Source organism: Flavobacterium sp., from assembly GCF_032153895.1.
Lineage (GTDB): Bacteria > Bacteroidota > Bacteroidia > Flavobacteriales > Flavobacteriaceae > Flavobacterium.
The window spans coordinates 1-13044 of sequence record NZ_JALDYN010000016.1; the positions used below are offsets into that span (position 1 = coordinate 1).

The 13044-nt window shown below is 36.5% G+C and carries 15 protein-coding genes; 11 read left to right on the forward strand and 4 right to left on the reverse strand.

The features are described from left to right. The coding region (locus RUH60_RS07160) for a DUF4468 domain-containing protein (RefSeq protein WP_313806842.1) at positions 1-593 on the forward strand (593 nt) is incomplete at its 5' end. A gap of 43 nt (positions 594-636) precedes the next feature. Here the strand turns inward: RUH60_RS07160 and RUH60_RS07165 are convergent. After that, entirely contained in the window at positions 637-2907 is a 2271-nt protein-coding gene (locus RUH60_RS07165; RefSeq protein WP_313806844.1) for a cation:proton antiporter, read from the reverse strand. 167 nt (positions 2908-3074) lie between these two features. Here RUH60_RS07165 and RUH60_RS07170 point away from each other — a divergent pair, with 167 nt between their 5' ends. Continuing rightward, positions 3075-3755, forward strand: a complete 681-nt coding sequence (locus RUH60_RS07170; protein ID WP_313806846.1) for a Crp/Fnr family transcriptional regulator — start codon at positions 3075-3077, stop codon at positions 3753-3755. A gap of 36 nt (positions 3756-3791) precedes the next feature. On the opposite strand, the gene RUH60_RS07175 is transcribed toward RUH60_RS07170, so the two are convergent. From RUH60_RS07175 to RUH60_RS07185, 3 genes are read right to left on the reverse strand one after another with little or no spacing between them, the layout of a single operon-like run. After that, entirely contained in the window at positions 3792-4106 is a 315-nt protein-coding gene (locus tag RUH60_RS07175; protein WP_313806848.1) for a rhodanese-like domain-containing protein, read from the reverse strand. A gap of 23 nt (positions 4107-4129) precedes the next feature. Continuing rightward, a complete protein-coding gene (locus tag RUH60_RS07180; protein WP_313806849.1) occupies positions 4130-4741 on the reverse strand; it encodes a thioredoxin family protein in 612 nt (203 codons plus the stop codon). Positions 4742-4744: 3 nt separating this feature from the next. Continuing rightward, positions 4745-5266: a TlpA disulfide reductase family protein gene (locus RUH60_RS07185; RefSeq protein ID WP_313806852.1), complete on the reverse strand. Its 522-nt coding sequence runs from the start codon at positions 5264-5266 to the stop codon at positions 4745-4747. 131 nt (positions 5267-5397) lie between these two features. Here RUH60_RS07185 and RUH60_RS07190 point away from each other — a divergent pair, with 131 nt between their 5' ends. The 9 genes from RUH60_RS07190 (at position 5398) to trpB (ending at position 13041) form a co-directional block, all read left to right on the forward strand. Continuing rightward, positions 5398-5853, forward strand: coding sequence for a MarR family transcriptional regulator (locus tag RUH60_RS07190; RefSeq protein WP_313806854.1), 456 nt, complete (start codon positions 5398-5400; stop codon positions 5851-5853). A gap of 2 nt (positions 5854-5855) precedes the next feature. Next, on the forward strand, positions 5856-6488 hold the full coding sequence (locus tag RUH60_RS07195) for an NAD(P)H-dependent oxidoreductase (RefSeq protein ID WP_313806855.1): 633 nt from the start codon (positions 5856-5858) through the stop codon (positions 6486-6488). A 23-nt stretch (positions 6489-6511) separates the two neighbouring features. Continuing rightward, positions 6512-7078 carry a YceI family protein gene (locus RUH60_RS07200; protein ID WP_313806857.1) on the forward strand — a complete coding sequence of 189 codons (567 nt, stop codon included), beginning with the start codon at positions 6512-6514 and terminating at the stop codon, positions 7076-7078. A 274-nt stretch (positions 7079-7352) separates the two neighbouring features. Further along, positions 7353-8753 carry an anthranilate synthase component I family protein gene (locus RUH60_RS07205; protein WP_313806859.1) on the forward strand — a complete coding sequence of 467 codons (1401 nt, stop codon included), beginning with the start codon at positions 7353-7355 and terminating at the stop codon, positions 8751-8753. Between the two features lie 10 nt (positions 8754-8763). After that, the gene (locus tag RUH60_RS07210) at positions 8764-9333 is read left to right on the forward strand and encodes an aminodeoxychorismate/anthranilate synthase component II (RefSeq protein WP_313806861.1); all 570 of its coding nucleotides are present in this window, start codon (positions 8764-8766) and stop codon (positions 9331-9333) included. 154 nt (positions 9334-9487) lie between these two features. Next, positions 9488-10480 carry an anthranilate phosphoribosyltransferase gene (gene trpD, locus RUH60_RS07215; RefSeq protein ID WP_313806863.1) on the forward strand — a complete coding sequence of 331 codons (993 nt, stop codon included), beginning with the start codon at positions 9488-9490 and terminating at the stop codon, positions 10478-10480. A 2-nt stretch (positions 10481-10482) separates the two neighbouring features. Continuing rightward, entirely contained in the window at positions 10483-11274 is a 792-nt protein-coding gene (gene trpC, locus RUH60_RS07220; RefSeq protein ID WP_313806866.1) for an indole-3-glycerol phosphate synthase TrpC, read from the forward strand. Next, the gene (locus RUH60_RS07225; RefSeq protein WP_313806868.1) at positions 11271-11876 is read left to right on the forward strand and encodes a phosphoribosylanthranilate isomerase; all 606 of its coding nucleotides are present in this window, start codon (positions 11271-11273) and stop codon (positions 11874-11876) included. The genes trpC and RUH60_RS07225 overlap by 4 nt, the downstream gene beginning before the upstream one ends. Next, positions 11860-13041 (forward strand): tryptophan synthase subunit beta, encoded by a 1182-nt coding sequence (gene trpB / locus RUH60_RS07230; RefSeq protein ID WP_313806870.1) that lies wholly within the window; start codon positions 11860-11862, stop codon positions 13039-13041. The genes RUH60_RS07225 and trpB overlap by 17 nt, the downstream gene beginning before the upstream one ends. The last annotated feature ends 3 nt before the right edge of the window (positions 13042-13044 follow it).

The following is a 13044-nucleotide window of genomic DNA, read 5'->3' on the forward strand; positions in this document are numbered from 1 at the left end:
CTAATATTGTAACCCTATTAACTTTTAACCCAATTCTTTGTACTATGAAAAAGATATTGTTTTTCTTATTGTTTGCTTCGACTGCGATGATGGCGCAACAGGCAAAGTTTGACTTTCCTTTAAATGAAAATGGTCAGATTATTTTCAGTGAAGTAGTTAGTGTTGACGGAAAGTCGAAAGCTGATTTGTTCACCAATTCTAAAATGTTCTTTGTAAACACGTATAAAGTTACTGTTGATAAATTAAAAATCAACAACGACGCACCTTCAACTACGGATACACAATATTCAATCATGAATGTAAAAATCAACGGAAGTGACGTTAAAGTAAAATTGTACTACACGCTGACGATTGCTTCTAAAGAAGGAAAATACAAATACGACATCAAAAATCTGATTACTAAAACAGAAGTTTCTGAAACACCTGTTGAAAAATTATTCGACAAAGTGGCTGTAGAAAAAGCGGCTCAAAAGCCAAAAGCTATGGAAGTTCTGACTGCCTATTATGGTGCCATCAATGCAGAAGTGGAAAACATTAAATCGAACATCAAAAAAGAAATGGCAAAAACTAACGCTAGTTCAAGCGATTGGTAAAACCTTCTTTTTATAAAATTAAAGCTCCAATTTGGAGCTTTTTTTATGGTTTCATGATTAATAAAGACGGTGTTCTGTTGAGCCAAGAACTCTGTTTATCCAAAAGCATTTTCCACGTTTCGATACTGATAATCATTAAATCTTGCTCATCCAATAAGGCTTTTTCAATTTTACGCTCAACCGCAATTTTGATGTTTTTCGGATATTTCTTAGTGATTTTGTCCAGTTGCTCGTTGAATACCGAACTTCCTTTCAAATGACCAGCTTTATCTAAAAGCGTAACAGTCGCTCCAGAATTCTCGATTAACTGTGTGGCATATTTCAGTAAAAACAGATCGCTTTCATCCAAAAGCAGGACAAAAACACGTTTGGCGTTCTGGAAATTTTTATCCACCAAAATACCAACCGGAACCTCGGTTTTAGAAAGTATCATGGCTGTTCGTTCGTCAAAATGACCGTGATCGAAAAGCTTTTCCTTTCCAGTAAATTTATTGATAAGACTTTCAGGACTAATGATTTGTGTCGTAAAACCAAGTACTTTCCCTAAAAATGTTCCTTCAAATATCGACTGACTTAAACTCATCAGTACCAAATCGAAATCACCTTTATTGGATACTTCAACGATGTCATTTTCAACTTCTAAAGAACTTTTAAAAATGCTGATAACTTCCTGATTCAAATCTTCAGCGGTTTGTTGTACTGCTTTCAATCCTTCCTTTTCGTATTCTTCAATATTGTATAAATTCAGCTCGCTACTTGGTAAAACGTGCATGGCTGTTACGATGGCTTTGTTATTCACCTTTTTTATAAATTCATTCGCCAAACGAAGCAACGAAGGACTTTCATCGGCACTTTGAAACGAGAAAAGTATCTTGAATTTATTGTTTTTGATAATCTCAATCGGGAGAATTTCTTCTTTTGATTTCGAGAAAAAGTTGATCAAATCTAAAGCGGGTCCGGTCATGAAAGTTGTCGCCAAAGCCATAATCACCATCATGGCAAAGATTTCCGGTTTCAGAACTCCTAAATCATAACCGATGTTTAATACGACAAGCTCCATCAAACCACGCGTATTCATCAAGGCACCAATCGTTAAACTATCTTTCCAATTCTGACCAACGTATCGCGCTGTCAAGGCACTTCCGACAAATTTCCCAACGACCGCAACCAGTACAATATAACCGCAAATCTGCCATAAATAAATATCATTAAGCAAACCGATTTGCGTTCTTAAACCTGTAAAAACAAAGAACAACGGCAACAACATAACCTGCGAAACGTCTTCCACTTTTTCAATGAAAAGATTTCTAAAACGAATACTGTCCGGCATGATCACACCAGCCATGAAAGCCCCAAAAAGTGCGTGAATTCCAATAATTTCAGTCAAATACGAAGAAATTAATAAGGTTAGGAAGAAAATGGCAACTACAGGTTTTGTAATCGTTCCCGAATTATCATAAAGTTCCCCGATTCGCTTCAAAAACGGACGAACCAGTTTCAGCATCAGCAAAACATAAACAACCGCCAATCCTATGATATACAATGAACTTACAAAGGAACCAGCTTTCACAATTGCAATTACTGCAGCCAAAATACACCAGGCCGTAATGTCGTCGGCAGCAGCACAAGTAATTACCATTGCTCCTAATTTGGTTTTATGCAAACCGCGCTCCTGCACAATTCGGGCTAAAACCGGAAAGGCGGTAATACTCATCGCAATTCCGATAAAAAGGGCAAACGAGAGAAATTCGACGCCGGCCGGAGCAAATTCTGTATAAATAAAATAGGCCAATATCATCCCTAAAGTAAACGGTATCACAATACTGGCATGACTGATTACGACAGCTTCTTTGGCTTTATTTTGCAAAATCTTCAAGTCGAGTTCCATTCCGACCACGAACATGAAAAGGATTAATCCCAACTGACTTAAAAACTGTAAATTTCCTAATGATGATTCCGGGAAAAGAATGGCTGAAAACTCCGGAAAGTAACTTCCAATTAATGAAGGGCCTAAAAAAATTCCCGCTAAAATTTCACCAATTACGCTGGGTTGTCCAATTTTTTTGAAAAGAGCGCCAAACAATCGGGCAATAAAAACAATTGTGACAATTTGCGCTAAAAGTAACGCTAGTGGATGGTTTAAATTATGAATAAGTGTATTGATAAACTCTTGAAAATAAGACTCGTTTGATTCTAAAACGACAACATTTCTGCCTTGTTCCAACAGTTTGCCGTTTTGAACCGTCCAATACATACTAAGCGACGTAACACCGATAATCCCGAAATAAAAAAGACTGTTTTTAAAGTTTTTCATACTGCCTTCTTAGCGGTTTTAACCTGGCGCTAATCGACATCAATATTAGGAATAATTAGGCAATTTTGAGTGAATCCGGTAAAAATTAATTGTTATCCTCTATGCACTGGAAAAATCGACTAAAAATAAGGCAAAGCGATTATCTTTGCAGTAAATCAATTTCTGAAATGAGTAAATGCGAACAATGTATCGTTAAAGAATTTAGCGCTTTGAAAGCGTTAACGAAAGACGAACTGCTAAAACTCGCCGACACCAAAATCTCCTACACTGTAAAAAAAGGAGAAATCATTTTTGACGAAGGCGATTATTTAGACGGCATTTTTTGTGTAAAAAATGGTGTTTGTAAACTGACTAAATTGAGTTCTAACGGAAAAGATCAGATTGTAAAATTAGTTTCCAGAGGAGAATTACTAGGACAGCGCTCCTTAATTAGTGAAGAACCTACAAATTTAAGCGCTGTCGCCTTGGAGGACATGACCGTTTGTTTTGTACCGAAAAGTCAGGTGATGGCTTTTTTCAATGAAAACAATAAATTTTCTTTAGGTGTGATGAAAAACGTTTGCCACGATTTAAAAGAGGCCGACAATGTCCTTGTGAATTTAGCTCAGAAAAGCGTTAAGGAAAGACTGGCTTCTACACTACTCTATTTACATGATACTTTTGGAGTTAATGAAGATGATTCTTTAAAAATACAATTATCACGAGAAGAAATTTCCAGCATCATCGGAACGGCTACAGAAAGCTGCATTCGATTGCTATCCGATTTCAACAAATCTGGTTTAATAGAAACAAACGGAAAGAAAATTATTTTAAAAAATAAAAAGGAACTTAGGAAGTTAGCCGAATAAAAAAAGGAGCAAATTGCTCCTTTTTTTATTTATTTCTTATTCTGGTGTAACGACCGGACCTTCCCAATCCATGATGCCGCCAACTAAGTTGTAGGTGCTACCGAAGCCCATTTGCTGCATGATGTTGCAGGCCTGACCACTTCTTCCACCCGAACGGCAATAGATGTAATAGTTTTTGGTTTTGTCCAATTCATCAACCTGATAAATAAAACCTTGTCCTTTATAGATGTCAATGTTTACGGCTCCCGGGATGATACCTTCGTTCCATTCTCCTTCGGTTCTAACGTCGAGAATTACCGCGTTTTCATCATTCTGAGCACCTTGCCACCATTGTTCCTGTGAAATATCCATAGTTGTATTTTTCGGCTAAAATACTATGCTTTGATGGAACAACCAATAGCTTTAGTCGTTTTTACAGGAACTTCCTGTCCTTTCAATAAAGCATCAACTGCATTTTCAACATATTTAGTTTTAACGGCAGTTTCGTCGGAATAATTATCGTCGATTGCTCCGATATATTTCACTACATTACCAGCTTTTGTTTTCTCTAAAACGTAGACATGAGGTGTTTTGGTTGCGCCATACACGGGATAAATTTTCTGCCCTTCGTCAAATAAATAAGGGAATGTAAAGCCTTTTTCTTTAGCTCGTTCTTGCATCAAATCGAAACTGTCAGCGGGTTGTATCGTCGGATTGTTCGGATTGATGGCAATTACAGGATATCCTAACTTTTTGTATTTCTTGTCTAAGGCAATGATTCGGTCTTCATAAGCTTTTGCATACGGACAATGGTTACAGGTAAAAATTACGATAAAACCTTTCGCATCTTTATAATCAGCCAAGGCAACTTTTTTATTGTTTACGTTTTTCAGACTGAAATCGGCAGCAACATCTCCTACATGATACCCTGCATGTGTTTTAATTAAGGTAAAAGCGCTCATTACACAAACAAGCACGACCATTGCGGTAATTTTTAGTGTTTTCATAATTTAGTTATTGATGATTGTTAATACTTCTTTTTCTAATTCTTCGTAAGTAAACGATTGCTCGTAAAACTTTCTGGTTTTTGCATTGTAAATAACAGTCGCTGGAATGGCACCACTCCAGTTTTTATCTACTTTTTCAATCCATGCATTCGCATCCGGATCATCGAGATGGATTATTTCAGATTTTAAATTTTTCTTCTTTATAAATGGCAATAAAGCTGTTTCAACTTTCTTCGGCATATCCATACTTACCAAGATAACTTTTACATTTTTATCTTTATATTTTTCATTAAGTTGTTCAAAATATGGAAGCTCTTTCACGCAAGGCAAACACCAAGTAGCCCAGAAATTGATTACGTAAATGGTTTCGTCGGTTTTATTGAAAATAGGTTCTAATCCGTTGAAATTATATGATTTGACACTAATTTGACCATCTTCATAAACTTTCAAAGGAGCTTGACCAATTAAATCTTGTCCTTCAACCAAAGTGGAGCAAAAAAGCAAAATCATCAGTATTCTGTACATCTTCTCTTCAATTTTCACTAAAATTAAGGATATTGAAAAAGGCTACAGAAAAATTAACAAAAATTTAAACAAACACTTGTATATACAATTAAAAACATTACTACATTTGTATCGACAAATTTGATGACAAAATGAAAATCGAAGAAATCATTAAATCGACAAAAGTATTATCACCCTCCAAAAGAACGGTGCTGAATATTTTCTATACGCAGAATATTGTTTCCGAGAAATTCGCTGAAGTTTTAAAACCTTACGATTTGTCAGGAGAACAATATAACGTACTGCGTATTTTAAGAGGCCAAAACGGAAATCCTACCAATATGTGCGTCATCCAGGAGCGGATGCTTGCTAAAACCAGCAACACTACCCGATTGGTCGATAAATTATTACTTAAAGATTTGGTTACCCGCGAAATTTGTGCCGAAAACCGAAGAAAAATGGAAATCACCATTACAAAAAAAGGTTTGGACTTATTAGCCAAATTAGATCCGAAAGTAGAAACAAACGAAACCCTTTTTGCCCAAAATCTTACACAGGACGAGTTAGAACAATTAAACAATTTACTGGAGAAATTCAGAACAATTTAAACATGAGCAATTTCATAAAACAGCAAAACTGGCGTTATGCAACCAAAAAATTCGACGCCACCAAAAAAATTTCCAATGAAGATTTGGAGATTTTAAAAGAAGCCATCCGATTGAGTTCCTCTTCATACGGTTTACAACCTTACAAAGTACTTATCGTTGAAAATCCGGAGTTACGTGCTAAACTTCAGCCGGTAGCTTGGGGGCAATCACAAATTGTTGAAGCTTCGCATCTTTTCGTGTTTGCTAATATGGTTAATTTAAGCGATGCCGAAATCGACAAATACATCAACAATATTGCTGAAACAAGAGGAATTCCAGTGGATAACATCAGCGGATACGGCGATTTTATGAAGTCTAAAATTTCTTCTTTACCAAACGATTTAAAGAACAATTGGACAGCCAAACAAACCTATTTAGCTTTAGGAAACTTGTTGAATGCTGCAGCAGAACTTCAAATTGATGCTACACCAATGGAAGGTTTTGAACCTGAAAAAGTAAACGAAATTTTAGGTTTAAACGAACTTGGTTTAAACGCTTCGCTTATCGCAACTGTTGGCTATCGCCATGAAGAAGACGCGAATCAACATAATGTTAAAGTACGTAAATCGAAACAAGAGTTATTTATAAATTTGTAATCACTAAAATTCAAACAATAATCATGAAACAATTAAAATCAATTGCATTAGCGTTAGTAGTAGCTTTAGGAACTTTGACTGCTTCTGCTCAAACCACTAAAAAAGTAGACGTTGCTAAAAGTAAAATCACTTGGGTTGGTAAAAAGGTAACTGGTCAGCACGACGGAACTATCACTTTAAAAGACGGTGCATTAGTTTTCAAAGGAAAAAAATTAGCTGGTGGTAACTTTACTGTTGATATGACAACCATCAACACTACAGATTTAGAAGGAAAAGGAAAAGCAAGCTTAGACGGTCACTTAAAAGCTGATGATTTCTTCGGTGTTGAAAAATTCCCAACTTCTAAATTGGTTTTCAAAACTATCGGAACAAAATCGAACAATACTTACGCGATTACTGCTGATTTAACAATCAAAGAAATCACTCATCCAATCACTTTTGACATTGTAGTAGACAAAAACGTAGCTACAGCAAAATTAATGGTTGACAGAACTAAATATGACATTAAATATGCTTCTGTAGGTTTCGGAGCGGTTGCTGATAAAGCAATCAACGACGAATTCGAATTGAATGTAAACTTGGCTTTCTAATCCGAAAACCGAGTTAAAAACAAACTGTAAAATCCTGAATTTCAACGTTCAGGATTTTTTTATTACAAAACATTTGTTTTTTAGAAAATCATTTCTATACCTTTGTACCGAACAAAAATCACAAAATGCAAAACATTTTAAACAATACTTGGTGGTGGAATAACTTACGTCGAAAATCGTGAGCGAATCCTCCTATCTGTATTTTTAAAACCAACATAGATAAAAAGGCTTGTCAATCACGACAAGCCTTTTTTTATTGCTAAAATTTAAGATTATGAACAACTATAAATTACATACACATTACAAACAAATCCTTGCTGACACCATTACACCGGTAAGTATTTATCTGAAAATCCGCGACAAATTCCCGAATAGTCTTTTACTGGAAAGCAATGACTATCACAGTAATGAGAACAGTTTTTCGTATATCTGCTGCAACCCAACGGCAAGTATCAAAGTGGAAAACGAAGTAATCACAGCAACATTTCCAGACGGTACACTAACTAACAAACCTATTCAAACGCCGAATGATGTTGTGAAAAATGTTCAGGAATTTGCTTCGCGGTTTTCTTCAAAAACATCTGATTTCAAATTCATTACCAACGGTTTATTCGGTTTTACGAGTTACGATGCTGTTCGTTATTTTGAAAAAGTAGCCATCGAAAAGAAAACTTCAGATTTACAGCTTCCAGATTTGTATTATGCCGTGTATCAGAACATTATCGTTATCAATCATTTTAAAAACGAAGCGTATATTTTCTGCCACAGCTTTGACAATCAGAACAATATTGAGGAAATTGAGCAATTGATTCAGTCGAAAAATTTTGCATCCTATTCGTTTTCCAAAGAAGGAAATTCAACTTCAAATTTGAATGATGCTGATTTTAAAAACAATGTTGCATTAGCCAAACAGCATTGTCAGCGTGGTGACGTGTTTCAATTGGTTTTATCCAAACGATTTACACAAAGTTTCAAAGGTGACGAATTCAATGTTTATCGTGCTTTACGAAGCATTAACCCTTCCCCTTACTTGTTCTTTTTCGATTATGGAAATTTTAAAATTTTCGGTTCCTCACCCGAAGCACAATTGGTAATCAACAATCGAAAAGCCGAAATTCATCCAATCGCCGGAACTTTCAAACGCACCGGAAATGATGAACAAGATACCTTGTTAGCCAAACAGTTAGCAGAAGATCCGAAAGAAAACAGCGAACACGTCATGCTGGTCGATTTAGCCCGAAACGATTTGAGTCGAAACGGATACAACGTTGAAGTTGAAAATTATCGCGAAGTACAGTTCTTCTCACATGTAATCCATTTGGTTTCCAAAGTAAGCGGAAAGTTGAACGAAAAAGCATCAACTATGCAGGTTGTCGCCGATACTTTTCCCGCTGGAACATTATCAGGCGCCCCAAAACACAAAGCTTTACAACTTATTGAATCCATCGAAAACACTAATAGAAATTTCTACGGCGGCGCCATTGGTTTTATGGATTTTGAAGGTAACTTTAACCACGCGATTATGATCCGAACATTTTTGAGTAAAAATCATCAGTTGCATTATCAGGCTGGAGCCGGAATTACTGTAAATTCAAGCGAAGAATCTGAATTACAGGAAGTTTACAATAAATTAGGAGCGTTAAACAAAGCACTCGAATTAGCAGAATCTATTTAAAATTTGAACCATGAAAAAAATCTTAGTCATAGACAATTACGACAGTTTCACTTACAATCTGGTTCATTATCTGGAAGATTTGAATTGCGAAGTAACCGTGTTCCGCAACGATGAATTTTACATAGACGAGGTAAAACCTTTTGACAAAATCTTGCTTTCCCCTGGACCGGGAATTCCAGATGAAGCGGGTTTACTCAAAGAAGTTATCAAAACTTATGCTCCCGCAAAAAGCATACTCGGTGTTTGCCTTGGCCAGCAAGCAATTGGGGAAGTTTTTGGCGGAAGTTTGACCAATCTTAAAAAAGTCTATCATGGTGTGGCTACTCAAGTTAAAATCACCGTTCCCGATGAGCTTCTTTTCAAAGATTTGGCCGATGAAATCGAAGTCGGTCGCTATCATTCTTGGGTAGTTTCCAATGAAAATTTTCCAGAAGTTTTAGAAATCACTTCGATAGACGAAAACGGAGAAATCATGTCGCTCCGACATAAAACCTTTGATGTTCGCGGGGTGCAATACCATCCCGAAAGCGTTCTCACTCCCAACGGAAAGAAGATTCTTGAGAATTGGGTAAATTCTTAGCTATCAGCAATTAGCTCTTAGCGGTTAACAATCAACATTTTAAAACAATTTTAGGATAGTAAATTTTACTAACCCTAGAAAACTACATCCAAATTTAACGCAATCACAAACAGCTGACGGCTAATCGCTAAAGGCTAAAAAGCTAAAAAAAAAAATGAAGACAATATTAAACCGATTAATCCAACACGAAACGCTCACTAAAGAAGAAGCTAAAACGGTGCTCAAAAACATTTCTAACGGATTATACAACCCAAGTCAGATAGCCAGTTTCTTAACCGTTTATATGATGCGAAGCATTACTATCGAAGAACTTGCTGGTTTTCGAGAAGCCCTTTTAGAATTGTGCATCGCCATAGATTTATCGGAATACAACACTATCGATTTATGCGGAACCGGAGGCGATGGAAAAAACACCTTCAACATTTCCACTTTGGCATCATTTGTAGCAGCCGGAGCAGGAATTCAAGTGGCTAAACACGGAAATTATGGCGTTTCTTCGATATCAGGATCGAGCAATGTCATGGAAACTTTGGGCATTAAATTCAGTAATGATGAAGATTTCCTAAAGCAATCCATTGAAGAAGCCGGAATCTGTGTTTTGCACGCACCACTCTTCCACCCTGCCATGAAAAATGTAGCTCCGATTCGTAAAGAACTTGCAGTAAAAACCTTTTTCAATATGTTAGGTCCGATGGTCAATCCGAGCTTTCCGAAACATCAATTGGTTGGCGTTTTCAGCTTGGAACTGGCTCGAATGTATGCTTATCTCTATCAGAATACCGAAACAAATTTCACGATTCTACACAGTTTAGAAGGTTATGACGAAATTTCCTTAACCGGAAACACCAAAATCATTTCCAAAAACTATGAACAGCTTCTAAAACCGGAAGATTTTCAAACAAATAAACTCACTGAAAATGAAATTTTAGGCGGAACAACGGTCGAAAAATCAGCCGAAATCTTCCTGAATATTCTAAAAGGAAAAGGAACTGAAGCTCAAAACAATGTGGTTTGCGCCAACGCGGGAATGGCGTTTTCAACTGTAAAAAACTGCTCAATTACAGACGGATTTGAATTAGCAAAAGAAAGTTTGTTAAGCGGAAAAGCGTTAGAAAAACTGAAAAAACTGCAACAATTAAGCAAATAATCATGAACATATTAGATAAAATAATCACAGATAAAAGAAGAGAAGTTGTGCTCAAAAAACAAGTAATTCCGATTGCTCAACTTGAAAATTCTTTCTTATTTGGAAGCCGAACTTATTCACTTAGCAAGAACTTACGAAACAATCTAGTCGGAATCATTGCCGAACACAAACGTCGTTCTCCTTCAAAATCAGTCATCAACAATGATTTTTCAGTAGAAGAAATCGTTACAGGTTATCAAAATGCAGGTGCTTCAGGGATTTCTATTTTAACCGACGGTAAGTATTTTGGTGGTTCATTAGAGGATTTACTACTTGCAAAAGCAACCGTAAATCTGCCTTTATTACGAAAAGAATTCATTGTTGATGAATATCAAATTTTAGAAGCCAAAGCCCACGGTGCCGATGTTATCTTGCTGATTGGAGCTATTTTAACGCGTTCCAAAATCAAACAACTCTCAGAATTCGCTCATTCTTTAGGATTGGAAGTATTATTAGAAGTTCACAATCGCGAAGAATTAGACAGAGCCATTATGCCAAGTTTAAATATGATTGGCGTTAACAACCGTAATCTTAAAACCTTCGAAATCAGCATAGAAAACAGTAAAAAACTCGCTGAACACATCCCAAATGAATTTGTGAAAGTTTCCGAAAGCGGCATCAATGCAACTGAAACAATTCTTGAATTACAACAATTTGGCTATCAAGGCTTTTTAATTGGAGAACATTTTATGAAAACCGAAAACCCAGGTAAAACGGCAGCATCATTTATCAACTCATTATTAGTAAAGTCATGAAGTTAAAAATCTGCGGAATGAAATATCCGATTAATATTCATGAAGTTACAGAACTAAAACCTGATTATCTGGGCTTCATTTTCTATGAAAAATCGCCGCGTTATTTCACAGAAAAAATACAGGAATTAACTAGTGAAATTCAAAAAGTTGGAGTATTCGTAAATGCTTCAATGCACGAAATACTCAGCAAAATGAAAGAGTACAACTTACAATTGGTACAACTTCATGGTAACGAAAGTCCAGAGTTTTGCGAAATCCTTAAAATCATCAACATTAAGGTGATTAAAGTCTTTTCAATCGATACCGAGTTTGATTTTCAACAAATTATACCATTTGAAAACGTTTGCGATTACTTCCTTTTCGACACCAAAGGACAACATCCTGGCGGAAACGGAACCACTTTCAATTGGGAAATCTTAAAAAACTACCCATCACAAAAACCATTTTTTTTAAGCGGAGGCATTGGTTTAGAAGAGATTAGCAAAATAAAACAACTGAATTTACCCATTTACGCGATCGATGTAAACAGCAAATTCGAACTCCAACCGGGTTTAAAAAACACTCAACTTTTAAAACAATTACAGCATGAACTATCAAGTTAACGATAAAGGCTATTACGGCGAATTTGGCGGTGCTTTCATTCCGGAAATGCTCTATCCGAATGTGGAAGAATTACGTCAAAACTATCTGAAAATCATAGAAACAGAAAGCTTTCAGACTGAATTTCAACAACTTTTGAAAGACTACGTTGGACGTCCTACACCACTCTATTTCGCGGAACGATTATCAGCAAAATACAACACAAAAATTTACTTAAAAAGAGAAGATTTATGCCATACCGGAGCACATAAAATCAACAATACCATTGGGCAAATTCTGCTGGCTAAACGTTTGAGAAAGACCAGAATTATTGCTGAAACAGGTGCCGGTCAACACGGCGTAGCAACCGCAACAGTCTGTGCCTTAATGGGTTTACAATGCATTGTTTACATGGGCGAAATCGATGTTAAACGCCAGGCTCCGAATGTAGCTCGAATGAAAATGCTCGGTGCCGAAGTTCGTCCAGCCACATCAGGTTCGAAAACCTTGAAAGATGCTACTAATGAAGCCATTAGAGATTGGATTAACAATCCAACCGACACCTTTTACATTATTGGTTCTGTAGTGGGTCCTCATCCTTATCCGGATATGGTAGCGAAATTCCAAAGCATTATCTCTGAGGAAATTAAGCTACAATTATTTGAAAAAGAAGGTCGCAAAAATCCAGATTATGTCATTGCCTGTGTTGGTGGTGGAAGTAACGCCGCCGGAGCATTTTACCATTTTTTAGACAATGAAAAAGTAAAGCTACTCGCTGTTGAAGCCGCAGGAAAAGGCATCAATTCAGGAGAAAGTGCCGCTACTTCAGTTCTTGGGAAAATTGGAATTATTCATGGAAGCAAAACCCTTTTGATGCAGTCAGAAGATGGGCAAATTACCGAGCCATACTCGATTTCCGCCGGTTTGGATTATCCTGGGGTTGGACCTCTACATGCACATTTGAATCATACAAAAAGAGCTGAATTCATTGCCATTACAGACGATGAAGCTATGCAAGCCGGACTCAATTTATGTAAAACCGAAGGTATCATTCCAGCGCTTGAAAGTTCCCATGCTTTGGCAGTTTTAGAGCAGAAAACCTTCGGTAAAAAAGATGTTATCATCATCAATTTATCAGGTCGTGGCGACAAAGATTTGAACACCTATATCGACTATTTCAACTATTAATAT